Origin of the sequence: Micromonospora saelicesensis (genome assembly GCF_900091575.1) — a bacterium.
GTDB lineage: Bacteria > Actinomycetota > Actinomycetes > Mycobacteriales > Micromonosporaceae > Micromonospora > Micromonospora saelicesensis.
This window is the reverse complement of record NZ_FMCR01000003.1, coordinates 1,070,204-1,096,269: the sequence shown is the minus strand read 5'-3', so window position 1 is coordinate 1,096,269 and position 26,066 is coordinate 1,070,204. Positions and strand designations below refer to the sequence as shown.

Below are 26,066 nucleotides of genomic sequence, written 5' to 3'. Positions count from 1 at the left end.
GGAGGATGAAGACGGAACGAAGGAGGACTGATGACAAACAGATCCGGTGCCCCCGTGGTGGTGGCTGTGGACGGCTCGACCTCGGCGCTGGAGGCGGTGCGTGTCGCCGCCCGGGAGGCCGCGACGCGGAGCCGCCCGCTGCGGGTGGTGCACGCGTTCATCTGGTCGCTCTACGACGTGTCGTTGACACCGGCGCCGGGCGCCCCCCTGGAGGCCGGATTCCGCCATCAGGCGGAGCGGTTCGTCGCCGAGGCGGTGACCGAGGCCGGCAAGGTCGCACCGGAGGTCGCCGTCACCGGCTCGGTGGTGGACGGTGCAGCCGCGCCGGTGCTGCTGGCCGAGGCCCGCGACGCCGCCCTGCTGGTGCTCGGCAGCCGGGGCCTGGGCGGCTTCGGCGGGCTGCTGATCGGCTCGGTGGCGGTGCAGGTCTCCGCCCACGCCGACTGCCCGGTGCTCGTCGTCAAGGGTGAGGCCCGCGCCGACGGACCGGTCCTGGTCGGAGTCGACGGCTCGAACCTGTCCGCCCAGGCGCTGGGGTTCGCCTTCGAGGAGGCCGCGCTGCGGGACGCCGAACTGGTGGCCGTGCACGCCTGGGTCATCCCGGTCGCGCCGAGCGACCTCCTGCCGGCGGCCTACAACGTGGAGGCGCTCGCCGCCGAGGAGGAGCGGGTGCTCGCCGAGGCGATCGCCGGCTGGTCCGAGCGCTACCCCGACGTGCCGGTACGGCGCCGCGTGGCGTACGGCGCGCCAGCGCGAATGCTCGTGGAGGAGTCGGCCTCAGCGCAGCTCACCGTGGTCGGTGCACGCGGCCGTGGCGCGCTGGCCGGCATGCTGCTCGGCTCGGTGAGTCACACGGTGCTACATCACTCGCACAGCCCGGTGGTGGTCGTTCGGCACCGCCGCGAGGATCGGACGGACTGACACCTCCTCCCCCTCCGCGCCGGCCGTCCCCCCACGGCCGGCGCGGACCGCGTTCGGTGTCACGTCACAACGCCTGGCCGGCGCGTTCGGTCAGCCGTTGCCGGCGCGTTCGGCGCCGTGACGGCTGCGAACCGCCGACAATGGGCTGACCGACCCAGGGAGCGCCGATGAACCGACCTGTCGTGGTGGGCGTGGACGGATCGCCGTCCAGCCTCGTCGCCGCCGAACACGCGGCGCGGGCCGCCGTGCTCCGGTCCCGACCGCTGCTCCTGGTGCACGGCTACCTGCATCTGTCCGGCTACGGTGTGCCGCTCAACCCGTACGACCTCGGGGTTCCAGCGCCCTCCGAGGAGGCGCAGCAGATGTTGGAGCGCGCGGCGGCCGAGCTGACCGGCCGGTGGCCCGGCCTCGCCGTCGAGGTGCGTCAGGTCCTCGGGGGCCCGGGGGCCACCATGATCGAGGAGTCCCGCCGGGCGGAGCTGGTCGTGGTGGGCAGCCGTGGCCTGGGCGGGTTCGCCGGGCTGCTGCTCGGCTCGGTCGGCACGCAGGTGGCCGCGCACGCGCACTGCCCGGTGCTGGTGGTCCGCCCGGACGAGCAGCCGATCCCGGTGGACGGTCCGGTGCTGGTGGGCGTGGACGGGTCCGAGTCGTCCCGACTCGCCGTGAGTCTGGGCGCCGACGAGGCGGCGCTGCGGGACGTGCCGCTGGTGCTGGTGCACGTCGGTCCTTCGGACGGGGACCGGGCGGTGCCGGAGGAGATCGAGGAGTCGCAGGCCGCGTACCAGGCCGAGGCGGTGCGGCTCCTGGCCGACGCCTCCGCCGTGGCGCGCGCCGAACACCCCGACCTTGTGGTGCGCGAGCATCCGGTCCGGGCGGCCGGCGCGGCCCAGGGGCTCATCGAGGCCAGCGGCACGGCGTCGCTGCTGGTCGTGGGCACCCGGGGCCGGGCCGGGTTCGCCGGTCTGCTGCTCGGGTCGGTCAGTCAGGCGGCGATCCAGCACGCGCACTGCCCGGTGCTGGTCGCCCACCCGGTCAGTTGACCGGCTCGCCGTCACCTCGGCCGAGCATCTGCAGGAAGTCGGTGGTGAGGGCGAAGGGGTCGGCCGGCCCGGTGGCCGGTGGCCGGCGCTCGATCTGGTCGGCCAACTCCCCGGCGGCGCGCCGGATCCGAGCGCGCAACGCGCCATCGGCGGTGCCGTCGGCCCAGTCCTCCGGGGCGGCGAAGACCGCGGTCGGGACGACCACCGACCGAAGGTAGGCGAACATCGGGCGGACGGCGTGCTCCAGTGCCAACGAGTGCCGGGCGGTGCCGCCGGTCGCGCCGATCAGCACCGGCCGGTCGACCAGCGACTCGGAATCCAACACGTCGAAGAACGACTTGAACAGCCCGTTGTACGAGGCGCTGAAGATCGGGGTGACGGCGATGAGCCCGTCCGCCCCGGTCACCGTGTCGATGACCTCGCGCAGCGCTGAAGGCGCGAACCCGGTGAGCATGTTGTTCACCACGTCGTGGGCGTACTCGCGCAGGTCGACGACGTGCAGCTCCACTTCGGAGCCGCGCCGGACCAGCTCGTCGCGGGTGGCCGCGGCGAGCTGGTCGGCGAGCAGCCGGGTCGACGAGGGCTGACTCAGCCCCGCCGAGACCACGGCCAGGGTGCGGCGGATCATCGGGTCGCCCCCTCCGGCGCCTTGCCCGTCACGTCGTCGACGGCGTGCACGGTGCTGTCCTTGGCACCGCCCGCGGCGGCGACCAGCGAGGCGTGCGTCGGCGCCGCCGGCACGTGCGCCGGGCGCAGCGCGGCGAACTCCTTGCGCAGCACCGGCACGACCTCCTCGCCGAGCAGGTCGAGCTGCTCCAGCACCGTCTTCAGCGGCAACCCGGCGTGGTCCATCAGGAACAGCTGCCGCTGGTAGTCACCGACGTACTCCCGGAAGCCGAGCGTGCGGTCGATGACCTGCTGCGGGCTGCCCACGGTCAGCGGGGTCTCCCGGGTGAACTCCTCCAGCGACGGCCCGTGCCCGTAGACCGGGGCGTTGTCGAAGTAGGGCCGGAACTCCCGGACCGCGTCCTGCGAGTTGCGGCGCATGAACACCTGCCCACCGAGGCCGACGATGGCCTGGTCGGCGGAGCCGTGACCGTAGTGCGCGTACCGCTGGCGGTAGAGCGCGATCATCCGCTGGGTGTGCTCCTTGGGCCAGAAGATGTGGTTGGCGAAGAAGCCGTCGCCGTAGTAGGCGGCCTGCTCGGCGATCTCCGGGCTGCGGATCGAGCCGTGCCAGACGAACGGAGGCACGCCGTCGAGCGGGCGCGGCGTCGAGGTGAACGACTGCAACGGGGTGCGGTACTTGCCCTTCCAGTCGACCACGTCCTCGCGCCACAGCCGGTGCAGCAGGTCGTAGTTCTCGATGGCCAGGGGGATGCCGGCGCGGATGTCCTTGCCGAACCACGGGTAGACCGGGCCGGTGTTGCCGCGGCCCATCATGAGGTCCACCCGGCCGTCGGAGAGGTGCTGGAGCATCGCGTAGTCCTCGGCGATCTTCACCGGGTCGTTGGTGGTGATCAGCGTGGTGGCGGTGGACAGCAGCAGCCGCTCGGTGCGCGCCGCGATGTAGCCGAGCATGGTGGTCGGTGACGACGGCACGAACGGCGGGTTGTGGTGCTCGCCGGTGGCGAAGACGTCGAGACCGACCTCCTCGGCCTTCAACGCGATCGCGACCATCGCCTTGATCCGCTCATGCTCGGTCGGCTCCCGACCGGTGGTCGGATCGACGGTGACGTCACCGACGGTGAAGATTCCGAACTGCATGACCAGCTCCTCGCGTGTCAACCGGGTGCCGTCGTGGTACCCGGACGCAGCTCACAACTTATTTGACGACGCAACTATTCCGCCGGCGGGACGCCCCGCAGTGGCGCCGGTCACCCCCGGAACGGGACATCGGGCCGGGAATCCCCTCGGTGTCGGCCCGGTCAGCCGCCCGCCACCGAGGGCAGCACCTGCACCTCCGCGCCGTCCTTGACCGGCGTCTCCAGACCGCCGGAGTGCCGGCAGTCTTCCCCGTCGACGAAGACGTTGACGTAGCGGCGCAGCTCGCCGCGCTCGTCGCGGATGCGCCGGGCCAGCCTGGGGTGCGCGACGGCCATCTCGTCGAGGACCGCCCGCAGCGTGCCGGTGGCGGTGACGTTCAGCCGACTGGCGCCCCCGGCCTCGCCGCGCAGCGGGCCGGGCAGCAGCACGGTGACCACGCTCAGACCTCCGCTGCCCGAACGCAGAGCACGTCGGGCAGGTGCGCCGCGACCGTCGACCAGGAGTCGCCCTCGTCGCGACTGGCGAAGACCGAGCCGGACCGGGTGCCGAAGTAGACCCCGCCGGGGGTGGCGTCGTCGGCGCACATCGCATCGCGCAGCACCGCCGGATAGAACGGGCCCTCGGGCAGCCCGACCGACAGCGGCTCCCACTTGCCGCCGGCGTCGGTGGAGCGGAACACCCGGCAGCGGTGGTCGGTCGGGAACCGCTCGCCGTCGGCGACCAACGGGAAGGTCCACACCACGCCACCGCGCCCCGGGTGGGCCACCATCGGGAAGCCGAAGTCGCTGGGCAGCCCATCGGCGATCGAGGACCAGGTGCGGCCGTCGTCATCGGAGCGGTAGACGCCGTGGTGGTTCTGCGCGTACAGCCGTTCGGGGTTGCCGGCGTCCCGGGCGACCTTGTGCACGCACTGGCCGAACTCCGGCCACTCGTCGGGCATGAAGTAGGCGCGGATGCCGGTGTTGCCCGGCGCCCAACTCGCCCCGGCGTCCTCCGAGCGGTAGACCCCGCCGGTGGACATCGCGACCAGCAGCCGAGCCGGGTCACGCGGGTGGGGCAGCACGGTGTGCACGGCCTGGCCACCGAACCCGGCCTCCCACTGCGGGCGGTGCGGGTGGTCCCAGAGGGAACGGACCAGCTCGAAGCTGCGGCCACCGTCGGTGGACTTGAACAACGCCGAGGGCTCGGTGCCGGCCCAGATGACGTCCGGCTCGTCGGGGCCGGCCGGCATCAACTGCCAGACCCGGCCGAGGGAGACGCCGGTGTCGGCCGGAAACGCGACCGGCGCCTGGTCGGGCTCGTCCCAGGAGGCGCCGAGGTCGTCGCTGGTGGCGACGCTGGGGCCGAAGTGTGAGCTGGTCATGCCGGCGAGCAGCCGTGGGGTGGAACGACGGGTGTCGACCGCCACCGCGTAGACACCGGTCATCGGAAAGTGCGGGCCGGTGATCTCCCAACTGCGCCGGTCGTCGGTGCTGGTGGCGAGAAACAATCCCTTGGCTGTGCCGATCGCGAGCAGTGTCGCCATGACGTCCTCCGAACCGTCGGTGAGCAGGTCCGGTGATTATGGCCACACCCCCCGACAGACTTCGCCGCCCACACGCCGGACGGCGCGCTCAGCGCCGGACGCGCGGCACGTGCCGGCGGTACGCGCTGACCGTGGGATCGCCGTCGAGCCAGAACCGCCAGGGCAGATCGTGGGCGCCCGTCACCCCGACCCGAGGGCCCGCCACCACCGTCTCCGACGGCACCGGCCGGGCCGGGGGCCGCAGGCGGACCGGGCCGTCGCCGAGCAGGTACGCCCCGTACGCCTCGCGGTCGATGCCGAGCGCGGAGCAGAGCCGGGCCGGTCCGCGGGCCAGGTCCAGGTCCCGCCGGATGGCCGGCCGGCGCTCCCGTGCCGTGGCCAGCCCGTCGACCACCTCACCGGCGCGCAGCAGCACGGCGGAGGCCTCCCCCTCGACCCCGGTGACCACGTTCATGCACCAGTGCATCCCGTAGGTGAAGTACACGTAGGCGTACCCGGCGGGGCCGAACATCACGGCGTTGCGCGGGGTGCGCCCCCGGTGGGCGTGCGAGGCGGGATCGCCGCCACTTCCCGCGTACGCCTCGACCTCGGTGATCCGGGCGGTGACCCCGCCGGCGTGCAGTCGGCAGCCCAGCAGCCCGCGCGCCGCCGGCAGCAGTGGGCCGGCGAGCAGGTCCGCCAGGGCCGCCAGGTCGGTGTCGGTGGTGCGGTCACCGGAGGACAGGGCCATGTCCCCGACGGTACCCATCCCGCCGCACCGACACCCGTGCGGGACGGTGGAGACTTGAACGATCTGTTGACAATACTTTGTTGATGGGGTGTGCTCGGGGTATGACGACCGAGGACACCTTCACCGCGCCGGACCCGGGCCGGGCCCGCGCCCACCGGACGTACGAGGCGTTACAGCGGATCAGCGAGCGGCACGCCGGCACCGACACGCGGCGGGGCCGGTGGGCCCACCCGTACGTGCTCGACCCGTGGGAGGCGGTCGCCCTGGTCACCGCGCTGGCCGCCGGCGGGGCCGAGCGCGAACCCGCGGAGGAGCCGATCGACGCCGCCGACCTCACCGCCGCGCTGACCCTGCTGCCCCACGTCCGCGCCGAGCTGGACGCCCTGGAGGCCGGGCTGCTGACGCTGGCCCGCGACCGGGGGCTGACCTGGCAGGCGATCGCGTACGGGCTGGGGCTGGGCAGCGCACAGGCGGCCCGGCAGCGCTACGAGCGGGTCGCCGCCCGCTCGGCCGAGCAGACGCCCTGACGACAGCGCTCGCATGTGCGAGATCGTGCTCGAACATGGAAGTAGTGGCCTCGACCTCGGCGGAGACCACCAGATCCCGGATCGAGCGCGACCTTCCCGAGCGGGGTTGGGCCGGCGCCGATAGAGCAGGCCGACGCCCGGATCGGCACGCCGCGCCTGCGACGGCTGCGGGACGGGCACACTGTGCGCACGACGAGGAGGCACCCATGGAGCGCGCGGAGATGCTGGCGTACTGCCTGGCCAAGCCGGGAGCGTGGCTGGACCAGCCGTGGGAGGGCGACGAGGTGGTGAAGGTGGGCGGCCGGATCTTCGCGTTCCTCGGCAGCGACAGCGGCAAACCGACGGTCGGCATCAAGTGCGGGCCGACGCGGGAGGTGGCCGACGAGTGGTTGCACCGACACCCCGGCGACGCCAGCGTGATGCCCTACATCGGCCGGTCCGGGTGGAACACGCTGCGCCTGGACGGCGGGATCGACGACGAGGAGCTGACCGAGGCGGTCGACTCGTCGTACGACATGGTGGTGGCCAAGCTCCCCAAGCGGGAGCGCCCGACGGCCTGAACCGCCGCGGCGCCGGCGGCCAGCGCCGACGCCACGGCACAGCTCAGCGCGGGACGACCCGCTCGGAGGCCCACTCCCGCCAGCTGGCCAGCCGGTCCGCCGCGTCGGCGAGCTGGTCGGCGACCGGGCCGGGGCCGGTGGAACCGGGGGTGGTCCGGGCCGCGAGAGCCGAACGGACCGAGAGCACGTCGCGCACCGACGGGTCGAGGTGCCCGCTGATCGCGGCCAGGTCCTCGTCGGAGACGTCGTTCAGCTCGCACTCCCGAGCCGCGCAGAGCGCCACCAACTGGCCGGTGATCTCGTGCGCGTCGCGGAACGGCACGTTGCGTCGGACCAGCCAGTCGGCGACCTCGGTGGCGAGGGAGAAGCCGACCGGGGCGGCGGCGACGAGGCGGTCCACCCGGACCGTCATCGTGGAGATCATTCCCGCCAGGGCCGGAAGCAGCAGTTCCAGGGTGTCGACCGCGTCGAAGGCCGGCTCCTTGTCCTCCTGCATGTCCCGGTCGTAGGTCATCGGCAGGCCCTTGAGCATGGTGAGCACTGTCATCAGGCCGCCGACCAGACGCCCGGACTTGCCCCGGGCCAGCTCGGCGATGTCCGCGTTCTTCTTCTGCGGCATGATCGACGAGCCGGTGGCGAAGGAGTCGTCCAGCTCCACCCAGCCGAACTCGTGCGAGGTCCAGAGCACCACCTCCTCGCCGAGCCGGGACAGGTGCACCCCGATCAGGGCGGTGGTGAAGAGGAACTCGGCCACGAAGTCCCGGTCGGCGACGGCGTCCATCGAGTTGGCGAACGACGTACGGAAGCCCAGCTCCTTGGCCACCGCCACCGGGTCCAGGGGGAGCCCGGAACCGGCCAGGGCGCCCGCGCCGAGCGGGCTGATCGCCGCCCGGTGGTCCCAGTCGCACAGCCGCTCCAGATCGCGCAGCAGCGGCTGCACGTGGGCGAGCAGCCAGTGCCCGAAGGTGACCGGCTGGGCGTGCTGGAGGTGGGTCATCCCCGGCGCGGCGGTGTCGATGTGCCGCTCGGCCTGCTCGACCAGCGCCTCCGCCAGCTCGACCAGGCGGCTGGCCACGCCCCGGGCGTGGTCGCGCAGGTAGAGCCGCAGGTCGGTGGCGACCTGGTCGTTGCGGGACCGGCCGGCGCGCAGCTTGCCACCGAGGCTGCCGAGACGCTCCAGCAGACCGCGCTCCAACGCGGTGTGCACGTCCTCGTCGTCGATGGTGGGGCGGAACGTTCCGGAGGCGCAGGCCGCCTCCAGGTCGTCCAGCGCGGCCAGCATCCGGCCCAGCTCCTCCGGATCCAGCAGACCGGCGCCGGCGAGGACCCGGGCGTGCGCCCGGGAACCGGCGATGTCGTACGGGGCCAGGCGCCAGTCGAACTGCACGCTCACCGACAGTCGGGCGAGCGCCTCGGCGGGGCCGCCCGCGAACCGGCCACCCCAGAGGCTCGTCCGGTTGGTGGCGGCGCTGTTCTCGGTCAGGCTCTTGTCGTCCACGTCGCCCATCATTGCGTTGGTTGCCTCTCGCTCGCGACTGCGGGGCCCGCTCGCCGCGCCTGCTCGGTCTTCGCGCTCACACCTGTCACTGTCCGCCACCGCCCAACCGGGCGTCCCGAGCGGCGGCCATCCGGCTCGGCAGCCCCCACAGCTGCACGAAGCCCTTGGCCAGGGACTGGTCGAAGGTGTCGCCGGTGTCGTAGGTGGCCATCCCGAAGTCGTAGAGGCTCGCCTCGGAGCGCCGGCCGGTCACCGTGGCCCGGCCGCCGTGCAGGATCATCCGTACCTCGCCGCTCACGTGCCGCTGCGCGTCGTCGATGAACGCGTCCAGCGAGTCCTTCAGCGGCGAGAACCACAGCCCGTCGTAGACGAGTTCGCCCCAGCGCTGGTCGACGCCCTTCTTGAACCGGGCCAGGTCCCGCTCGACGGTCACCGCCTCCAACTCCTGGTGGGCGGTGATCAGCGCGATCGCGCCAGGCGCCTCGTACACCTCTCGGCTCTTGATGCCGACCAGGCGGTCCTCGACCATGTCGAGCCGGCCCACGCCCTGAGCGCCGGCGCGCCGGTTGAGCTCCAGGATCGCCTGGTACGGGGTGACCGTTTCACCGTCGATCGCCACCGGCACGCCGCCGTCGAAGGTGATCACGACCTCGTCGGGGTCGCGCTCCTGGGTCGGGTCGGAGGTGTACGAGTAGAGGTCCTCGACGGGAGCGTTCCAGATGTCCTCCAGGAAGCCGGTCTCCACCGCGCGACCCCACAGGTTCTGGTCGATCGAGTACGGCGACTTGGCCGACACGTCGATCGGCAGGCCCTTCTCCTCGGCGAAGGCGATCGCCTTGTCCCGGGTCCAGGCAAAGTCCCGGGCCGGCGCGATGATCTTCAGGTCGGGGGCCAGCGCGTTCAGGCCCACCTCGAACCGGACCTGGTCGTTGCCCTTGCCGGTGCAGCCGTGCGACACGATCGTGCCGCCGTGCTTGCGCGCCGCCGCCACCAGGTGCTTGACGATCAGCGGCCGGGACAGCGCCGACACCAGGGGGTAGCGGTCCATGTAGAGCGCGTTGGCCCGGATCGCCGGCAGGCAGTAGTCGGCGGCGAACTCGTCGCGCGCGTCCACCACCTCGGACTCGGCGGCGCCGCAGTCCAGGGCACGCTGCCGGATGGCGTCGAGATCCTCACCGCCCTGCCCGACGTCGACAGCGACCGCGATCACCTCGGCGCCGGTCTGCTCGGACAGGTACGGAATGGCGACGGAGGTGTCCAACCCGCCGGAGTACGCGAGCACGACCCGCTCGGTCATGACGTGGTGTTCCCTTCAGCGGTGTCTTCCCGGCGGGCCCAGCCGGCGAGCTTGTCTCCGAGTGCGGCCCCGCCGACGGCCTCCCGGGCCACGACGAGGATGGTGTCGTCGCCGGCGATGGTGCCGACGATCTCGGGCAGGCCCGCCCGGTCCAACGCGCTGGCCAGGTACTGGGCTGCGCCCGGCGGTGTCCGCAGCACGGCGATGTTGCCGCTGGAGTCGACCCCGTTGAGCAGTTCGCGCAGCAGCCGTACCAGCCGGGCCGGCGCGGCCTCGGCGTCGCGCAACGGCCGTTGCCCGTCCTCGGGGATCAGGTAGACGGCAGGGCCGTCGCCGCCGCGCACCTTGACCGCGCCCAACTCCTCCAGGTCCCGCGAGAGGGTGGCCTGGGTGACGCCCACGCCGTCGGCGGCGAGCAGGTCGGCCAGCTCGGTCTGCGACCGGATCGACCGGTCGCGGATCAGCTCCACGATCCGGGCGTGCCGGGCGGCGCGAGTCAGCGGCGCGGTCATCGCGGCCCCCCGGTGGTGGTGTCGCCGGTCGCGGCGCCTTCCGTCGCGGTTCCCAGCAGGAACGTCAGCAGCGCCTTCTGCGCGTGCAGCCGGTTCTCCGCCTGGTCGAAGACCGCGCTCTGCGGGCCGTCGAGCACCTCGTCGGTGATCTCCTCGCCGCGGTGTGCGGGCAGGCAGTGCAGCACGATCGCGTCCGGTGCGGCCTGACCGAGCAGCTCCTTGTTGACCTGATACGGCAGGAACGGGGTGATCCGGTCCAACCCGTCGGACTCCTGCCCCATCGACGTCCAGGTGTCGGTGGCCAGCACGTCGGCGTCGCGTACCGCCTGGGCCGGGTCGGTCAGCACCCGCACCGACCCGCCGGTCTCCGCGCCGATCTGGGCGGCTCGTTCCACCACTGCCGCGTCCGGCGCGAACCCGGCCGGGCCGGCGATCCGCACGTGCATCCCGGCGGTCGTCCCGGCCAGCAGGTACGACTGCGCCATGTTGTTCGCGCCGTCCCCCACGTACGCCAGCGTGCGCCCGGCCGTGCCACCGCACCGCTCCCGGATGGTGAGCAGGTCGGCCAGCAGCTGGCACGGGTGGAAACCGTCGGTGAGCGCGTTGACCACCGGCACGGTGGCGCCCGCCGCCACCTCGGCGATCCGCTCGTCACCGTGGGTCCGCAGCACGATCGCCGCGACGTAGCGCGACAGCACCCGCCCCGCGTCGGCGAGCGACTCACCGCGACCGAAGTGGGTGACCTGCGTGTCCACCACCAGGGGGTGCCCGCCCAGCTCGGCGATGCCGGCGTCGAACGAGATCCTGGTCCGCAGGCTCTGCTTGTCGAAGAGCACCGCCACCGAGCGGGGGCCGACCAGTGGCCGGTGGCCGAACCGGTCCGCCTTCATTCGCGCCGCCAGGTCGAGGACCGCTGACTGTTCGGCTGGCGAGAGGTCGTCGTCGCGCAGGAAGTGCCGGGTCATCGAGTCGTCCCCGTCGTGGTGGCCACTGTGGCTGGTGCGATCTGCGCGCCGGCGGCGGCCGGGGCGGTCGCGTCCAGTGCGGCGGGCAGCGCCGCGAGGAAGGTGTCCGCCTGGGCGGCGGTGAGGATCAGCGGTGGGGCCAGCCGGATCACACCCGGCTGCACCGGGTTGACCAGGAAGCCGGCTTCCCGCAGGGCCTCGGCCAGCACCGACGCCACCGGCGCGGTGAGCGCCACGCCGAGCAGCAGACCGGCGCCGCGTACCTCGGCGATCAGCGGGTGGCCCAGCGCCTCGATGCCGCGACGCAGCCGCTCACCGACCCGCTTGACGTTGTCGAGCAGGCCCTCGTTGGCGATGGTCGCCACCACGGCGAGCGCCGCCGCGCAACTGACCGGGTTGCCGCCGAACGTGGTGCCGTGCGAGCCGGGGGTGAGCAGGTCCGCGGCGGGGCCGAAGGCCAGCATCGCGCCGATCGGCAGCCCGCCACCCAGCCCCTTGGCCAGGGTGACCACGTCCGGCTCCACACCCTCGGCCTGGTGCGCGAACCAGTGCCCGGTACGCCCGACGCCGGTCTGCACCTCGTCGAGGACCAGCAGCGCGCCGTGCCGGGCGGTGATCCGCCGGGCCGCGGCGAGGTACCCGGCCGGCGGGACCAGCACACCGTTCTCACCCTGGACGGGTTCCAGGATCACCATGGCGGTGGCCTCGGAGACGGCCGCTTCGAGGGCGGCGACATCGCCGTAGTCGACGTGGGTCACCTCGCCGGGCAGCGGCCGGAACGGGTCCGCCTTGGCCGGTTGGCCGGTCAGCGCGAGGGCGCCCATGGTGCGGCCATGGAAGCCGCCCCTGGTGGCCACCACGTGGGTGCGGCCGGTGCGGCGGGAGAGCTTGAACGCCGCCTCGTTGGCCTCCGCGCCCGAGTTGGCGAAGAACACCCGGCCCGGTCGGCCGGCGAGCGCCAACAGCAGCTCGGCGAGGGCGACCGGCGGCTCGGCCACATAGAGGTTGGAGACGTGCCCAAGGGTCGCGACCTGCTTCGACACCGCCGCCACCACCGCCGGGTGGGCGTGACCGAGGGCGTTGACCGCGATGCCACCCACCAGGTCCAGGTACTCCCGGCCGGCGTCGTCGACCACGACGGCACCGTGACCGGAGACCAACGCCATCGGCGGCGTGCCGTAGTTGTCCATCATGGACTGCTTCCACCGCTGCGCCAACGTGCTCATGTCGCGTCCGTCCCGTCTCCCGGCACCACCATCGTTCCGAACCCTTCCGAGGTGAACACCTCGAGCAACGTGGAGTGCGCCACCCGGCCGTCGACGACGTGCGCGGCGGGCACTCCCCCACGCACCGCCCGCAGGCAGGCCTCCATCTTCGGCACCATCCCCGACTCCAGGCTGGGCAGCAGCTTGGCCAGGTCGTCCGCGGCGATCTCGGAGACCAGGCTGGTGGTGTCCGGCCAGTCCGCGTACAGGCCGGCCACGTCGGTGAGCACGACCAGCTTGCGGGCCCGCAACGCGATGGCCAGCGCCGCAGCGGCGGTGTCCGCGTTGAGGTTGTGCAGCACACCCTCCACGTCCGGCGCCACCGTGGAGATCACCGGAATCCGACCGGCCTCGATCAGGTCGGTCACCGCGGACACGTCGACCGACTCGACGTCTCCGACCTGGCCCACGTCGACCGGCACCCCGTCCACGTACGCCGGACGCCGCACCGCGGTGAACAGGCGGGCGTCCTCGCCGGAGAGGCCGACGGCGTACGGACCGTGCGAGTTGATCAGACCCACCAGCTCCCGGCCCACCTGACCGACCAGCACCATCCGGACCACGTCCATCGCCTCGGCGGTGGTCACCCGCAGACCACCCCGGAACTCGCTGGCGATGCCGAGGCGGCCCAGCATGGCGGAGATCTGCGGACCGCCGCCGTGCACCACCACGGGCTTCAGGCCGGCGTAGCGCAGGAAGACCATGTCGGCCGCGAACGCCCGCTGCAACTCCGGATCGGTCATCGCGTTGCCGCCGTACTTGACCACGACCGTCGAGCCGGTGAAGCGCGCCAACCAGGGCAGCGCCTCGATCAACGTCTCCGCCTTGACCTGAGCGCGAGCCAAATCGCTGCTGAGGCTCATGTCGAATAGGCCGAGTTCTCGTGCACGTACGCGTGGGACAGGTCGTTGGTCCAGATCGTGGCGGCCGACGTACCCGCGTGCAGGTCGATCCGGATGGTCACGTCCCGCCCGGTCAGGTCGACCTTCGAGCGGTCCTCGGCGGCGGCGCCGCCCCGGCACACCCACACCCCGTTGACCGCCACGTCCACCTCGTCCGGCTCGAACGCGGCAGCGGTGGTGCCGACGGCGGCGAGGATCCGACCCCAGTTGGGGTCGTTGCCGAACAACGCCGTCTTGACCAGGTTGTTGCGGGCCACCGTACGGCCGACCTCGACCGCCTCGTCCTCGTCCGCCGCGCCGACCACGTCGATGGCGACCTGCTTGGTGGCGCCCTCGGCGTCGGCCACCAACTGCTGGGCCAGGTCGTGACAGGCCGCAGTGACGGCGGCGGCCAGCTCGGCCGGCGTCGGCTCGATGCCGCTCGCGCCGCTGGCCAGCAGCAGCACCGTGTCGTTGGTGGACATGCAGCCGTCCGAGTCGACCCGGTCGAAGGTGACCCGGGTCGCCGCCCGCAACGCGTCGTCCAGCGTCGCCGGCCCGGCCACCGCGTCGGTGGTCAGCACGCACAGCATGGTGGCCATCCCGGGCGCGAGCATCCCGGAGCCCTTGGCCATGCCGCCGACCGTCCAGCCGCTCCCCCGGGCCACAGTGGTCTTCGGCCGGGTGTCCGTGGTCATGATCGCCTCGGCGGCGGCCGGGCCACCGTCGCGGGACAGCCCGCGGATCGCCGAGCGGACGCCCGGCAGCAGCTTCGGCATCGGCAACCGCTCACCGATCAGGCCGGTCGAGCAGACCGCGACCTCACCGGCGCCGAGGATCAACCGTGGGCTGACCGAGGTCAACACGGCGGCGGTGTGCTCGGCGGTGGCGTGCGTGTCCTGGAAGCCGGCCGGACCGGTGCAGGCGTTGGCGCCACCGGAGTTGAGCACCACGGCGCGGACCACACCGCCCTGCACGACCTGCTGGCTCCAGCGCACCGGCGCGGCCTTGACCCGGTTGGTGGTGAAGACACCGGCCACTCCGGCGTCCGGGCCGTCGTTGACCACCAGGGCGACGTCCGCGCCGCCGCTGGTCTTGAGGCCGGCGGCCACACCGGCCGCCCGGAACCCCCGAGGGGTGGTGACGCTCAAGGGGTGACTCCCCACATCGACAGGCCCGTCGTCTCCGGCAGGCCGAGCATCAGGTTGGCGTTCTGTACGGCCTGACCGGCCGCGCCCTTGCCCAGGTTGTCCAACGCGCTGAGCACGATCAGACGACCCGAGTCGACGTCGACGGTGGCCTGTAGGTGACACGAGTTGGAGCCCAGGGTGGCGGCGGTGTGCGGCCAGCGGCCCGCCGGTAGCACGTGCACGAACGGCGCGTCCGCGTACGCCCGCGCCAGCACCTCCTGCGGGTCGACGCCGCGCGCCGGCACCGCGGTGACGGTGGCCAGGATGCCGCGCGGCATCGGCGCCAGGACCGGGGTGAACGACAGGCCGGTCGCGCCGGTGGCCTGCTTGATCTCCGGGACGTGCTGGTGGGTGCCCACCCGGTACGGCGACAGGTCGCCCATCACCTCGCTGGCCAACAGGTGCGGCTTGGCCGCCCGGCCGGCGCCGGAGGTGCCGGAGGCGGCGACCACCACCACGTCGGCGGGGTTGGCCGCGCCGTCGGCGATCAGCGGCGCGAGCGCCAGGGTGATCGCGGCGGCGTAGCAGCCGGTGTTCGCCACCCGGGTGGAGTCGGCGATCAGCTCCCGCTGGCCGGGCAACTCGGGCAGGCCGTAGGTCCACTGCCCGGCGTGCGTGCCGCCGTAGTACTGCGCCCAGGCGTACGGGTCGGCGAGCCGGTGGTCGGCACCCAGGTCGACGATCCGCACCTCGGCCGGAAGCTGGGCCGCGAGAGCCGCCGACTGGCCGTGAGGCAGGGCCAGGAAGACCAGGTCCGCATCGGCCAGGATCGTCGGATCGGTCTCACCGAGCACCAGGTCGAGCCCGGTGAGCTGCGGGTGCACCACGTCGACGCGGTGCCCAGCCTGGCTGTGGGCGGTGGCGGCGACCAGGTCGAACTCCGGGTGCCCGGCGATCAGGCGCAGCAGTTCACCCCCGGCGTACCCGCTCGCTCCGGCGACCGCGACTCGGATCCCCATACTCACCTCCGCATGACTATGCAGCGAAGATTAACAAGGACGACTCACGAGTGCAAGTTCATGCAGGCGACTGCATGGTAATGAACAGATGAACCGCGCCGACCAACGCGCTGGTGTCCTCTGCCAGACGATCCCGGCAGAGGACACCGCGTGTCAGTTCACCCGCTCGGACAACCCGTGCTGACGCTCGTACGTCCTCAGGGCCGCATCCCATGCCTCCGTGTACTCACTCGGCCCCATACCGAGATCGCCATGTCCACGCACCGCCTCACGGAGCAGCTTGATGAGGTCGGGAACAGTCTCTCGACGTTCCTCCACGTACCGGCGGAACACCTCGGCGAACTGCTCACCAGTCAACCGCGCCGCATGCGAGGTCACCGGATCGTCCTCAAGATTCTGCAGCACCGCACACCAGCGACGAGTCAGCTCGTCCGCCTGGGTCGCCCTGATCTTCTGCAACTCATGATCACACTCAAGCCTGATCCGATCCTCCCAGTACGGCCGGAGCCGCTCTCGGACCCGCTCGTCCGGGCTGACGCGGATGAGTACACCGAAGTGCGGCACCGCACCCTCGCGTGGCCAACGCTGACCACCGAGACGGCCGTTCAGCACACGCTCAAGATCATGCGAGCGGTGAGGCTCGTGTTCACGGGCCAAGTCCACCGCCCGTTCCCGGACAATCCCGGCAGCCCACCCCAGGTAGCGCTCGGCGCGGAGCCGAAGCTCCTCGTACGCCATGTTCTGCGCGGTCCAGTTGAAAACGACGTGCAGCCGGAAGTCGAACGCGTCCCCCTTGGCCGGCACCAGGATCGGCCCCGGGACGTCCTGACGGAACGTCGCCGTGGTGGGGACGACTGGCGGTGGTGGGGGTGGAGGAAGGGGAAGTTCAGCCGGCGGAAAGAGCACATGCCACCAACGACGACGGTCCACCTGGGTGGGTACGGGTGGTCTGGTGCCGGGACCACCAGGCGGATTCATGATCATGGCGTCTCCTCATCGATCAGGCGTTGCACGTCGTCGAGCAGGTCGTTGTGGGGCATCACGGGACGCCATACGTGGTGGAGCTGATGGTCCAGGCGATGACGCAGTGCAGGCTGTCCAGCGATCACGTGACGCACGAGTTGAAGGCAGTGGCCGGCGACGACCGGCTGCCGGTCCGCCCGGTCCAGCCAGAATCCGAGGGTCCGCCACGAGCGGTATGCCGTCCACGGCAGGCTGAGGGCGGTCGCCCAGAGCACGGCCAGGTCGGCCAGACGAATCGTTCCCTGATCGACCAGGTACAGCAGCTCCGGCCAGTGTTCTCTGGGCGGTTCCGCCCAACGGTCCGCGAGCACCCGCAGAGTCCGCGCGGCGTGGAGTTGTACCTCGGGATCGGCGGACGCGGTCCAACCCGCCAGCGCCGGCACGACGCTCGCCTCGTGACCATTGCGGTACACCTCGACCAGCCCTCGGACGACGGAGTTGTTCCACCGCTGCATCCGGGCATGCGCCACCTGGCGCAACTGCACCAACGCCGCATCCGGCCAGAGCTGGGCCAGCCCCAGGCTGTACGCACGCGCCACGGTGTCGCGTAGATGAGCTGCCGGGCCGGCGGTCCACCTACCGAGTTCGGTTCGGACCCGATGGTGCAACGTCGGCTGCATGGCCATGGCGACCAGGACGATGGCCGCAGCCTGCCGAACCCCGGCGCGCCGTTCCCGGGCCAATACTCCGACCGTGTCAAGGGCCGCTTGCACGTCGCGGGTCGCCGACCAGCCGATGGCTCCGGCGGCGGCCTGTCGGACCGCCGGAAGGTCTCCCCGGATCAGGTCTGCCAGCCAGTCGAGGAGCTCTGCCGGAGACCACCATTCAGTCCACGCGACTTCCAGCAGCGCCGATCTGAGCGGCTCCGTCCCCGCCGGGAAGTCGATCCGGCACCCACCCGGCACGCGTACGTCGTTCAGCCGGGTGACGGCCTGGCTCAGTGTCGACCCCAACAGCGCCTCGATCGCCGACGCACGAAGGGGTGCACCGCTAGACGTCCCTTCCTGAAAGTGCAGTCGGGCCAGACGTTGAGCTGCCTGGTGTATCTCGGCCACGGGCTGGCCGGCAAGCACGGCGCAGGAGAGGCGGAACGCTCGCACCTCCTCGTTGGTGAACCCGTCGATCTCATCGCCGCCGCGTCGCAGGTCGAGGATCTCGACGGCTCGCTCTCGAAGTTGAAGCGGCAGAAACTGCTCCAGCCGCTCGGTCAGGGTGACAGCCTTGGGAACGGTCCGAGCGATCGTCTCGACGACCTTCAGGACTTCGCTGGGTGAGGGTTCTCCGGCCAGGTAAGCCGACAACAGTGGATGTTCGGCGCAGTCCACGTCCACGTACCGCTCCAGGCAACGCCCGTCGCACGTGTCCACGCACCAGCCGACACACCGCCCGCTGAGTTGATGGCGAAGTTGCGCCCGAAATACCTCAGCCGCCGGGGCTGCACGGTGTTCCACAACGTGGCCGACGAGGTCGTGTCTCCGTCGGGAGAAGTCCCCTGCCAGGACCAGTGTCGTGCCTGACGTCGCAGCCCTGGCAGCTAGCGCCACGAGTGTGAACCCGTCGACCTCGCGGAGTACGACCTCGCTCAGCCGGAGCACGTAGCCATGACCGGCGGGTAATGGCGTCTCAGCGCCGAGCAGATCGGACAACTGCTCGACACCGAGCACACGGACCCGACCAAAGCCGTGTTTCCGAGCCACCGCCAGGGTGGCCGAAGTAATCAGTCCACTTCCGACGGGGCCGGAGAGGCAGACCAGATGGTGGTGCTGGAGATGGTGGTCGAGCCGGTGATCACTGGGCGTGTGCGCGTACCCGCTGGCGATCTCGCGGACGCTGGCCTCGGCCAGGGTTTCGAACCAGACGCGCCCAGCGCCGTCGGATCGCGCAGCGGTGACGTTGACCGTCCCAATCGCGACGGCGCCATGTCCGGTAGCGTTCTGCCCCTGAACCCGAACATCGCCGACGTCGATGCTCGACCTACCCAGTAGGCCGGCGAGCCCGCGCAGCACGTCGGTAGGGTCAGGGAGATCCTCAGGTTCGTCCGCCTCCTCCTCCGGCGGCTCCTCGGGCAGGTCCTCTGCCGGGCCTGGCTTCTCCTCGCCATCGTCGGAACCTGTTGCTGTTGATCCGTCGCGCGATCCGCCCAGCACACCATCGTCGGCGTCACCACTCGGGTCATCGACGGCCGGTGCCTCCGACACGTCGTGCAGAAGGTTCTCCAGATCCCACTCCATCCCAGCGGAGGCAGTGGGGTGCCGACCGGTCATCGGGGATCGCCTCGCCTCGTGCCGAAGTTCGCGTCGCGACCGAGCGAGCCGATCGCCGTCGCACCGTGGCCGATCGCGTTCTGCCCCTTGACGCGGATATCGCCGGTACGAATTCCATCGTTACCTGTCGCGCTGTTCGCTGCCTCCGCCCCGCCGTTGTCCGCCGGCTCCTCCGCAGCCTGGGCGGGGCCTTCCCCGTCGGTCGGCACGACGCCCGGAACCGAGGCGCCGCCGAGATCCTCGTCCACCACGCAGAGCCAGGCGTACTCGCGGAATTCCTTGTCCGGATGGGCCACCTCGACCCGCACGAAACGCTCAGGCCGCATCTCTTCCGGATACTCGCTGACCACGTCCCGGAAGATCTCGGTCGAGACCACCAGCGCCACCCCGGCCCCGGGAAAGGCCGCCAGGGCTTTCTTCACGGGATCGGCTTCGCACAGGCGACAGACGAAAACGACGGCGTTGCCTGGGAAGCCGTTCGCACCGTCCAGGTGCACCAAACCCTGGTGCACGGCCACCCGGAGCCGAATTCGGGCAACGGGAAGCCGGCTGCTGTTGTGGTTACGCAGCCGCCGGTTCAGCTCCGGCACGAACCTACCGATGACACGAGACTCGGATACCTCGCGGGGCACGATTGCTAGCTCGCCGTCGCCCGCCTGCTGCGTCGTCCAGGTCACACGGTCCAGACCGACAGCGCCAGCGGCCTCGTGCAGCAGCTCTCGAAAATGCCGTTGTGCCTCATACTGTTGCAGGTTGCTGCGTCGGCTGTACCGTTCCATATCTACGGAGATCAACAGTCGCCGCTCGGGATGTTGCATCAAGTTCCCGCCCTTCGTCACCCGGCTCGCCCCACGGGCAAGCGCCGCAGGAGCCATCGAACCGTCGGGGACTGATCGGGATCCCGTAGAAGTACGGCATCATCTCGGGCTGTCGAAAAACAGTCATCCCGTCCTGTTCGGGGGTCAGCTACACACCCGGACGGTGTCCTTGTCGCATGAGGACGAATCTCTTTGAGCTGCTCCTAGCCCTCGAATGGTCACCGATGGCTGTGCTGGTGTTGTTAGCCGTCCGCCTGCTGGTCGAAATCGCCACCGAAACCGGGGCATCGCGCTCCGCACAGGAACGGCTACGCTTCGGCCGCTGTCAGTGGAGAAGGAGGCTGAGGCCGCAGATGCGACGACCACCAGAGCAATCCAGTGGCGAGTGGCCCTACGGCACGTTCCTGCAACGGCTCGCGCCGCCAGTTCGGATGACGCTCCTGGCGCTGGGCGTCCGCCGTCAGGTTCCCGCCGGGCAGATTGTGATCCACGAGGGCATACGGGAGTCTCACCTGGTGCTCCTCGAAGAGGGCCTGACCAAGGTTACTGCCACGCTGCCGGATGGTCGGTCCGCCCTGCTGTCGCTCCGGGTCGGTGGTGATCTCGTGGGCGAGATGTCGGCGCTAAACAACGCACCCCGCTCCGCAACCGTCACGACCTGCGGGCCCGCAAGGTACAGCGTGATCCAGCCGGACCGGTTCAAGCGGTTCCTGAAGGAACATCCAGACGCCGCCCTTGAACTCGCCGCGATGGTGTCCGACCGGCTGCGCTGGTCCAATCGACGGCGGATCGACTTCACGTCATACCCGGTGAAACTGCGTGTCGCCCGAGTGATCGCGGAACTTTGCCGGACCCATGGTCGACAAGGGCCCGATGGCATCATCATCGACGTCCGACTCACGCAGCCCGACCTGGCGACCATCTGTGGCGCCTCCGAGACCTCCATTCAGAAGGCGCTGCGGGAGCTACGGACAGACGGACTGGTCGACACCGATTACCGCCGGATCACCGTCCGCGATCTGCCAAGCCTGCGGAAGCTCGGCAACCTGGAATCCAGCGACGACTGAGGGCGTCCTCCTGCCGTCCGCAGGAGGACGCCCGTCGACTCCGTCAGGCGCCGCCGCAGGGTGGCGCCGAGGGGCTCCGCCGCGACCACCTCCTCGACGTTGAGCGTCCGGTCCGATGCCCGGCCTGGCTGTGTGCGGCGGCGACCAGGTCGAACTCCGAGTGCCCGGCGATCAAGCGCAGCACTTCACCCCCGGCGTACCCGCTCGCTCCGGACCGCCGGGATGACGGTCGAAGAAGTACGGCAGCCAACGCTGACAGAACGCGCCGAACGGCCGGACCGCCGGACAGACCCGCCGGCTGAGGCCGGACAGGGACACCACGTCCCGCCGGTCGGTCTGGTTGAACAGGCCGATGGTGACGTCGAAGACGCCACGTTGCACGGCGGCCTGGACACCCGCGGCCAGGATGTCCGCGTCCAACTCGTCAACGGCGGCATCCCGCCTGAGCAACTCGCCGGCCACCGCCGGCAACAGGTTGTTGCTGATGACGGTGATCAGTTTCGGATTCGGCGTGAGATCGATGACCGACGACGAGTAGCCCGCAACGTTGACGAAGGCCTCGGTGAAGGGCAGCAGAATCTTCGCCGTGCCCCAGTCCTCGACCAGTTCCGACGCCGACCGCGACACCTCGGAGACCAGGTACAGATGGGTGGCGAGGACGGCGTACCGGACACGGGGATCACCGGCAAGCAGTTGCCCGATCCGGAACTCCTCAGCGCTGAAGCAGAGCCGGGCGAGCATGTACACGCGGGCCAACTCCCGCGCCTCGGCGGTCGTCAACAACACCTCGGCCGAGCCGGTGCGCGGCGCGGGGACGCCCGGCGACGACCGGTGCGAGCGCCGGCCCTCCTCGCCCGCGGCACCGATCGCATCATGGAGCGTCGAGAGGATGCGATCGGCCGGCGGCGGCGGAGCGTCCGGGCCGCCCCGCACCCTTTGGACGAGGTCCGGCCAGTGCGTCGACAAGCGGCTCATGACATCCCGGCACGCCTCGGCGTGGGACTGGCCCCGTAGTGACGCGAGCCGCTCGATACTGCGGAGCAGGTGCTCGGCCGGCGAGCCCGGAGTGGTCTCCTCGCGTAGCCGAGCGACCGCGGCCGGCAGGCTCCGGCCGGCCGTCAGCCCGAAGTAGCCGTCGAGGGTGTCGAGGTCGGCCGCGCCGAAGCGCACCGCCACCGGCTTCCCGGTCACGACCCGCTTCCAGTAGTACGCGCTGAGCGCGGCGGGATCCGCCAGCAGCGCGCCGAGATCGCCGGACTCCGGCGAGGGTCGCCCCGGCGGCAGCACACGCCGCAGCAGCGCGCGAACGAAGTCGTCGTTGCGCGCGGTCACCTCGGCGGAAGCGGCCTGAAACCAGACCTCGGACGCCAGCTTGGCGGTCTGCCTCTCCTCGTTCACGGATTCGAGGTAGGTGTCCAGCTTTTCCTGCTCCGGGTGTGCCGGGCATCGTTCGCCCAGCGAGGGGGCCGCCAGCCGGATGTACATCCCGAACAACTCGCCCGTGATCTCGCGGCCCGGAGCGCCCAGGTCGAAGAGGTCGTCGGCCAGCACGGAGCCGAGGGCACCGAACACACACCCGGTGGCCAGAGACGCGTCGTCGGCGATGTCAGCGGTCGCGACGCACAGATCGACGATGAAGCGCCGCAGGGACAGCGCGGCCGCGCTCCCGTCGGTCGAACCCCAGATCGGGCCGGCGGGCCGGGACGCGACCGCCGTCGACAGGAGCCGCCGCAGCGCGACCAGCGCGCTGTGCAGTTCCTCGGCGAGTTCGCTGACCGGCCGGTGCGGTGGCGCGGGCTCCGCGCGCAGGACCGCACCGAGGTCGTGCCGCGTGACGATGTCCCGGATGTGCTCCGGCGTCATCTCCCGGATCACGATCCGCGCCCGCTTGCGCACCTCCTCCCGCAGGTCGGTGTAGAGCGGCATGTTGAGGGCGCCCTGCAGGTCGTACTGCATGCGCAGAACGAGTCGCTGCACGATGGGCGTGTCGTCGTCGACGGCCGCGGCCAACGTGGCGCGGCGCAGTCGGTCGAGGGAGACGCCCGCGCTCTGCCGCTCGTACCAGGAGCGAAAGCCATCGTCGCGAAGGAGATGCCGGTCCGGGTCGACGACGAAGCCGGGCCGGGACGCGGCGGCCGCGAGCGCCGCGACGACCCGGGGCATCTCGTCGGCGAGAAGCTCCAGGAAGGGGCGCCCGTCCCCGGTCGCCAACAGGAACCGGTCGAGAGCCGACCCCGGGAGGTCGCTGGCGCCGAGGAAGCCGGTGCCCTCGTCGGTCCGGTGGAACGCCGCCATGATCGCGCTGCGTGGTCCGCCGGCGGACGTACGGTACCGGTGATGGACCAGCCGACTCGCGGCGAAGATCGTGTGACACGGCACCGCGATGTCCTGAAGATGGACGACTCGCGGGAGACCGTCGTCGAAGAAGCGGGCCTGGGCGGCGAGCGCCTCGTCCAACCGGGCCTGCGAGGGAAAGATGCAGCTGTCCTCGTCGCTCCACGCGGTGCCGTCGTCGTTCACGAAGCACTGCCGCAGGAGCTGATTCGTGCGGGGCAGGTAGGTGAGCCCCTGCCCCGAGGGCCCTCGACCGGTGCCCATCGTCCAGGTGACGATCACCTTGAACTCGTCCATGAAGGGGCTGTTGTCGACGTGCAGGGTGTTGTCCCGCGCCACGACGTCGAGTGGCTGTGTGTCCTTCGCTCGCAAGTCGATGATCTTCACGGGGCCGCCGAGGGCGTACGCGACGAGCGCGACCAGCAGCGGATGAGCGAACGCCTCCCGGAATTCGGGGTGCTCGACCAGGGAGCCCGCGTCCGCGACGTTCAGGTAGTTGTGCAGCGAGCCACGGCTGCCCCTGGTGTCGATCGCCGAGTCGTACGCCCGCCGCGCGGGTTCGAAACGCTCGGGTGCGACGAGCCCGGCGAAGCTGAGCGCACCCTCGGACGCGAGGTTCCCGCTCAGCGACGTGAAGGTGTTCCGGAGGAGCGGCCCGCCCGCCTCCGCCCCGCACGCACTGTCGACGATCGCTTCGATCTCGCGCCGGAACCTCGTGGCTTCCCGCTCCCGCTGCAGTTGCCGATACGACTCAGCGCTGGCCAGCGCGTCAGCCGGGACGAGCGGCGCGTACCGAGGGCTCATATCGCCGGACTCCCGACCACCAACGTCGACTGGGTGAGATCCGGATAGTGCTCCAGGCGGGCCAGCGCCCGTCGGACCTCTTCCACGGCGCTGACGTTTCCGCCCTGACCGTACGCCTGCTCAAGCTGGCCCAGGATCGTCCGGACGGAACGGAAGTTGCCGAGGGACTCCTCGACCCGCCAGGCCCGCTCCAACCAGGTGCAGCCCTCCTCGACCTCGCCCGACCGGAGGCCCGTCGCGCCGAGCAGACGCAGGGCCAGCGCCCGGCCATAGTCATTGCCGCGCTCCTCGCACATGGCGAGGCTGCGCAGGCCGAGCCCTCGGGCCCAGGAATGGTGGCCCAGTTCGTTCAGGGCTCGGGCCGCGTCGTACAGCCCCCGGGCCTCGCGGACGACATTGTTGCCGTTTCTGGATTCCCGGGCCGCCCGCAGCCCCCAGCGCAGTGCGTCCCGGTGGTCACCCGACCGGAGGCAGAGCTCGGCCATGGCGTGATGCGACGACGCCCGACCCGAATCGTCGCCGGACGCCGCGTCCAGCGCCATGGAGGCGCGCAACTGCTCCTTCGCCGGCTCAAGCTGGCCGATGTCCGCGTAGGCACGCCCCAGGGCGCGTCGGGACAGCGCCTCCATCGCCGGGTCACCGGCGGCCGCCGCGGCAACAGCCTCCCGCTGGACGGACAGCGTTCTCGTGACGTCCTGACGCCAGTAGAGGAACGTGTTGAGCGCCCGCGCGAACCGGGTGATGAAGGTGAAGTCGTCGTCGGCCCGGGCCTGCTCGATGAGGTAGGTCATGGACGCGGTGATCGACTCGAACCAGGAGAGGGCCTGCGCCACTGTGAAGCTGGTCGACCCGGCGACCGCCAGCAGCTCCTGGTCCACCGGCAGGGAGTCCCGGTGGGGATCGATGGCGCGATCGGCGGCGTAGCTCAACGCCAGGTAGACGGTGCGGATGCGGCGCGCGGTCAGCTCCTGCTCGGCGGGGTCCAGCACCTGCCCGAGCGTCTCCGCGAGATAGGCCTTCATCAGGTCGTGGAAGCGGTAACGGCCGGGGCTGATCTCGTCGATGAGGGATGCCAGGCACAGGGCTTGAAGACTGCGGTCACCCACCCGCCTGGGCTGGTCGAGGACGAGGCACAGCACCGCGACCGAGCATTCGTTGCTGGGCAGCATGGACGCCACGTAGAGGACCTTCGTCGTTGCCGCGTCGAGGTCGTCGAGTGACCAGGAGATGACGCGACCGACCTCGATGCCCAGGCCGGCGTCGTCGAGGAAGCGAAGTGGGCTCTGCTCCTCCTCGATTCCCCTCGCGGCGTCGTCGATCGTCCAGGTGGTCTGGATGGCGAGCTTCGCCGAAACGATGGCGAGCGCCAACGGATGCCCCTCCAGAAGCTGCACGATGCGTTGGGCGGCGGCCTGCTCCCGTTCGACGCGGACGAACCCGACACGTTCGGCGATGAGCTCCACCCCCTCGTCCAGGGTGAGCAACGGAAGTTTGATGACCCGCGCGTCGTGACGAACGCTCATCTCCGGGATCGCCCGGCGGCTGGTGACCACCAGCACCGACCCGAAGCCCGGCACCAGGTCCCGAACCTGCTCGTAGGAACCCACGTTGTCCACGATGACGAGGCAACGCCGGCCAGCGGTGACGGCGCGGAAGACGCCGCCCCACTCCGCCTCGTTGTCAGGAAGGTCGGACCGGTTGATCCCCAGCGTGGCGAGGAAGCTGCGCAGAGCGTCCCGGGTCTCGATGCGCGGTGTGCCGGAGTACGCGCACATGTCGACGAAGAACTGCCCGTCGGGATATTCGGCGATGCGCGAGCTGGCCCAGGCGACCGCGAGGGTGGTCTTGCCCGAGCCGGCCAGACCCCAGAGCATGCAGCAGCGGGAGCCCGGCGTCGTCATCGCCTCGTCCATCTCGTGCAGCAGGTGGTGCCTGCCGACGATCCTCCCGATGCCGCCCGGGAGCATGTGCGGTGGCTCGGGCACGCGCGCCGCCGCTCGCGGCTGTTCGACGTAGATCGCGCCGGAGGAGCCCACCTGGAGGACCTGGTGCGCCAACAGGCCTTCGGCCACGTTGTGCGACGAGCTTCCGGAGGCGGGCTCCATGTCGGTCACCTTCC

The 26,066-nt window shown here is 71.1% G+C and carries 23 protein-coding genes; 5 read left to right on the top strand and 18 right to left on the bottom strand.

Annotated elements, in window-relative coordinates; translation table 11 throughout:
• The first annotated feature begins 30 nt into the window (after nt 1-30).
• Nucleotides 31-921, top strand: a complete 891-nt coding sequence (locus GA0070561_RS18040; protein ID WP_091402024.1) for a universal stress protein — start codon at nt 31-33, stop codon at nt 919-921.
• A gap of 167 nt (nt 922-1,088) precedes the next feature.
• Nucleotides 1,089-1,961, top strand: coding sequence for a universal stress protein (locus tag GA0070561_RS18035; RefSeq protein ID WP_091402022.1), 873 nt, complete (start codon nt 1,089-1,091; stop codon nt 1,959-1,961).
• Here GA0070561_RS18035 and GA0070561_RS18030 read toward each other — a convergent pair.
• The 5 genes from GA0070561_RS18030 to GA0070561_RS18010 form a co-directional block, all read right to left on the bottom strand.
• Entirely contained in the window at nt 1,954-2,589 is a 636-nt protein-coding gene (locus GA0070561_RS18030; RefSeq protein WP_091402021.1) for an FMN reductase, read from the bottom strand. The genes GA0070561_RS18035 and GA0070561_RS18030 overlap by 8 nt on opposite strands.
• Nucleotides 2,586-3,728: an LLM class flavin-dependent oxidoreductase gene (locus GA0070561_RS18025; RefSeq protein ID WP_091402257.1), complete on the bottom strand. Its 1,143-nt coding sequence runs from the start codon at nt 3,726-3,728 to the stop codon at nt 2,586-2,588. The genes GA0070561_RS18030 and GA0070561_RS18025 overlap by 4 nt, the downstream gene beginning before the upstream one ends.
• A gap of 161 nt (nt 3,729-3,889) precedes the next feature.
• Entirely contained in the window at nt 3,890-4,165 is a 276-nt protein-coding gene (locus GA0070561_RS18020) for a ubiquitin-like small modifier protein 1 (RefSeq protein ID WP_091402019.1), read from the bottom strand.
• Nucleotides 4,166-4,167: 2 nt separating this feature from the next.
• Nucleotides 4,168-5,253 carry a WD40/YVTN/BNR-like repeat-containing protein gene (locus tag GA0070561_RS18015; RefSeq protein ID WP_091402017.1) on the bottom strand — a complete coding sequence of 362 codons (1,086 nt, stop codon included), beginning with the start codon at nt 5,251-5,253 and terminating at the stop codon, nt 4,168-4,170.
• Between the two features lie 88 nt (nt 5,254-5,341).
• Entirely contained in the window at nt 5,342-5,983 is a 642-nt protein-coding gene (locus GA0070561_RS18010) for a DNA-3-methyladenine glycosylase (protein WP_091402255.1), read from the bottom strand.
• A gap of 101 nt (nt 5,984-6,084) precedes the next feature.
• Between GA0070561_RS18010 and GA0070561_RS18005 the strand changes: the two genes are divergently transcribed.
• Nucleotides 6,085-6,510: a DNA-binding protein gene (locus GA0070561_RS18005; RefSeq protein ID WP_091402016.1), complete on the top strand. Its 426-nt coding sequence runs from the start codon at nt 6,085-6,087 to the stop codon at nt 6,508-6,510.
• 206 nt (nt 6,511-6,716) lie between these two features.
• Nucleotides 6,717-7,070 carry an MmcQ/YjbR family DNA-binding protein gene (locus GA0070561_RS18000; RefSeq protein WP_091402014.1) on the top strand — a complete coding sequence of 118 codons (354 nt, stop codon included), beginning with the start codon at nt 6,717-6,719 and terminating at the stop codon, nt 7,068-7,070.
• Nucleotides 7,071-7,113: 43 nt separating this feature from the next.
• Here the strand turns inward: GA0070561_RS18000 and argH are convergent, their stop codons facing one another.
• From argH to GA0070561_RS17945, 11 genes are all read right to left on the bottom strand, one after another.
• Entirely contained in the window at nt 7,114-8,577 is a 1,464-nt protein-coding gene (gene argH / locus GA0070561_RS17995) for an argininosuccinate lyase (protein ID WP_091402253.1), read from the bottom strand.
• Between the two features lie 76 nt (nt 8,578-8,653).
• Nucleotides 8,654-9,865, bottom strand: coding sequence for an argininosuccinate synthase (locus GA0070561_RS17990; protein ID WP_091402012.1), 1,212 nt, complete (start codon nt 9,863-9,865; stop codon nt 8,654-8,656).
• Nucleotides 9,862-10,377: an arginine repressor gene (locus GA0070561_RS17985; RefSeq protein ID WP_091402010.1), complete on the bottom strand. Its 516-nt coding sequence runs from the start codon at nt 10,375-10,377 to the stop codon at nt 9,862-9,864. Before GA0070561_RS17985 ends, GA0070561_RS17990 begins: the two co-directional genes overlap by 4 nt.
• Complete coding sequence (argF, locus tag GA0070561_RS17980; RefSeq protein WP_091402008.1) at nt 10,374-11,342, bottom strand: ornithine carbamoyltransferase; 969 nt, start codon at nt 11,340-11,342, stop codon at nt 10,374-10,376. The genes GA0070561_RS17985 and argF overlap by 4 nt, the downstream gene beginning before the upstream one ends.
• Nucleotides 11,339-12,568 carry an acetylornithine transaminase gene (locus tag GA0070561_RS17975; protein ID WP_091402006.1) on the bottom strand — a complete coding sequence of 410 codons (1,230 nt, stop codon included), beginning with the start codon at nt 12,566-12,568 and terminating at the stop codon, nt 11,339-11,341. Before GA0070561_RS17975 ends, argF begins: the two co-directional genes overlap by 4 nt.
• A complete protein-coding gene (argB, locus tag GA0070561_RS17970; protein WP_091402003.1) occupies nt 12,565-13,470 on the bottom strand; it encodes an acetylglutamate kinase in 906 nt (301 codons plus the stop codon). Before argB ends, GA0070561_RS17975 begins: the two co-directional genes overlap by 4 nt.
• A complete protein-coding gene (gene argJ, locus GA0070561_RS17965) occupies nt 13,467-14,639 on the bottom strand; it encodes a bifunctional glutamate N-acetyltransferase/amino-acid acetyltransferase ArgJ (RefSeq protein WP_091402001.1) in 1,173 nt (390 codons plus the stop codon). Before argJ ends, argB begins: the two co-directional genes overlap by 4 nt.
• Nucleotides 14,636-15,637: an N-acetyl-gamma-glutamyl-phosphate reductase gene (gene argC, locus GA0070561_RS17960; RefSeq protein WP_091401999.1), complete on the bottom strand. Its 1,002-nt coding sequence runs from the start codon at nt 15,635-15,637 to the stop codon at nt 14,636-14,638. The genes argJ and argC overlap by 4 nt, the downstream gene beginning before the upstream one ends.
• Before the next feature lie 153 nt (nt 15,638-15,790).
• Nucleotides 15,791-16,621, bottom strand: coding sequence for a hypothetical protein (locus GA0070561_RS17955; protein WP_244166274.1), 831 nt, complete (start codon nt 16,619-16,621; stop codon nt 15,791-15,793).
• Nucleotides 16,618-18,891 (bottom strand): HEAT repeat domain-containing protein, encoded by a 2,274-nt coding sequence (locus tag GA0070561_RS17950; RefSeq protein WP_091401997.1) that lies wholly within the window; start codon nt 18,889-18,891, stop codon nt 16,618-16,620. The genes GA0070561_RS17955 and GA0070561_RS17950 overlap by 4 nt, the downstream gene beginning before the upstream one ends.
• A 29-nt stretch (nt 18,892-18,920) precedes the next feature.
• Entirely contained in the window at nt 18,921-19,742 is an 822-nt protein-coding gene (locus GA0070561_RS17945) for a hypothetical protein (RefSeq protein WP_091401958.1), read from the bottom strand.
• Between the two features lie 224 nt (nt 19,743-19,966).
• Between GA0070561_RS17945 and GA0070561_RS17940 the strand changes: the two genes are divergently transcribed.
• Complete coding sequence (locus GA0070561_RS17940; protein WP_091402250.1) at nt 19,967-20,809, top strand: Crp/Fnr family transcriptional regulator; 843 nt, start codon at nt 19,967-19,969, stop codon at nt 20,807-20,809.
• 171 nt (nt 20,810-20,980) lie between these two features.
• Here GA0070561_RS17940 and GA0070561_RS17935 read toward each other — a convergent pair whose 3' ends face one another.
• The gene (locus tag GA0070561_RS17935) at nt 20,981-23,947 is read right to left on the bottom strand and encodes a hypothetical protein (protein WP_091401956.1); all 2,967 of its coding nucleotides are present in this window, start codon (nt 23,945-23,947) and stop codon (nt 20,981-20,983) included.
• Nucleotides 23,944-26,052 (bottom strand): tetratricopeptide repeat protein, encoded by a 2,109-nt coding sequence (locus GA0070561_RS17930; protein WP_141710396.1) that lies wholly within the window; start codon nt 26,050-26,052, stop codon nt 23,944-23,946. Before GA0070561_RS17930 ends, GA0070561_RS17935 begins: the two co-directional genes overlap by 4 nt.
• Nucleotides 26,053-26,066 lie beyond the last annotated feature (14 nt).

Bases quoted from the DNA above. Each gene is read 5' to 3' on its own strand.
- GA0070561_RS17940 (WP_091402250.1), top strand. From the start codon at position 19,967: ATGGCTGTGCTGGTGTTGTTAGCCGTCCGCCTGCTGGTCGAAATCGCC.
- argH (WP_091402253.1), bottom strand. From the start codon at position 8,577: ATGGGCGACGTGGACGACAAGAGCCTGACCGAGAACAGCGCCGCCACC.
- GA0070561_RS18035 (WP_091402022.1), top strand. From the start codon at position 1,089: ATGAACCGACCTGTCGTGGTGGGCGTGGACGGATCGCCGTCCAGCCTC.
- GA0070561_RS18040 (WP_091402024.1), top strand. From the start codon at position 31: ATGACAAACAGATCCGGTGCCCCCGTGGTGGTGGCTGTGGACGGCTCG.
- GA0070561_RS18010 (WP_091402255.1), bottom strand. From the start codon at position 5,983: ATGGCCCTGTCCTCCGGTGACCGCACCACCGACACCGACCTGGCGGCC.
- argC (WP_091401999.1), bottom strand. From the start codon at position 15,637: ATGGGGATCCGAGTCGCGGTCGCCGGAGCGAGCGGGTACGCCGGGGGT.
- GA0070561_RS17935 (WP_091401956.1), bottom strand. From the start codon at position 23,947: ATGAGCCCTCGGTACGCGCCGCTCGTCCCGGCTGACGCGCTGGCCAGC.
- GA0070561_RS17975 (WP_091402006.1), bottom strand. From the start codon at position 12,568: ATGAGCACGTTGGCGCAGCGGTGGAAGCAGTCCATGATGGACAACTAC.
- GA0070561_RS17930 (WP_141710396.1), bottom strand. From the start codon at position 26,052: ATGGAGCCCGCCTCCGGAAGCTCGTCGCACAACGTGGCCGAAGGCCTG.
- GA0070561_RS18000 (WP_091402014.1), top strand. From the start codon at position 6,717: ATGGAGCGCGCGGAGATGCTGGCGTACTGCCTGGCCAAGCCGGGAGCG.
- GA0070561_RS17985 (WP_091402010.1), bottom strand. From the start codon at position 10,377: ATGACCGCGCCGCTGACTCGCGCCGCCCGGCACGCCCGGATCGTGGAG.
- GA0070561_RS18030 (WP_091402021.1), bottom strand. From the start codon at position 2,589: ATGATCCGCCGCACCCTGGCCGTGGTCTCGGCGGGGCTGAGTCAGCCC.
- GA0070561_RS17990 (WP_091402012.1), bottom strand. From the start codon at position 9,865: ATGACCGAGCGGGTCGTGCTCGCGTACTCCGGCGGGTTGGACACCTCC.
- GA0070561_RS17945 (WP_091401958.1), bottom strand. From the start codon at position 19,742: ATGCAACATCCCGAGCGGCGACTGTTGATCTCCGTAGATATGGAACGG.
- GA0070561_RS18025 (WP_091402257.1), bottom strand. From the start codon at position 3,728: ATGCAGTTCGGAATCTTCACCGTCGGTGACGTCACCGTCGATCCGACC.
- argF (WP_091402008.1), bottom strand. From the start codon at position 11,342: ATGACCCGGCACTTCCTGCGCGACGACGACCTCTCGCCAGCCGAACAG.
- GA0070561_RS17955 (WP_244166274.1), bottom strand. From the start codon at position 16,621: ATGATCATGAATCCGCCTGGTGGTCCCGGCACCAGACCACCCGTACCC.
- GA0070561_RS17950 (WP_091401997.1), bottom strand. From the start codon at position 18,891: ATGGAGTGGGATCTGGAGAACCTTCTGCACGACGTGTCGGAGGCACCG.
- argB (WP_091402003.1), bottom strand. From the start codon at position 13,470: ATGAGCCTCAGCAGCGATTTGGCTCGCGCTCAGGTCAAGGCGGAGACG.
- GA0070561_RS18005 (WP_091402016.1), top strand. From the start codon at position 6,085: ATGACGACCGAGGACACCTTCACCGCGCCGGACCCGGGCCGGGCCCGC.
- GA0070561_RS18015 (WP_091402017.1), bottom strand. From the start codon at position 5,253: ATGGCGACACTGCTCGCGATCGGCACAGCCAAGGGATTGTTTCTCGCC.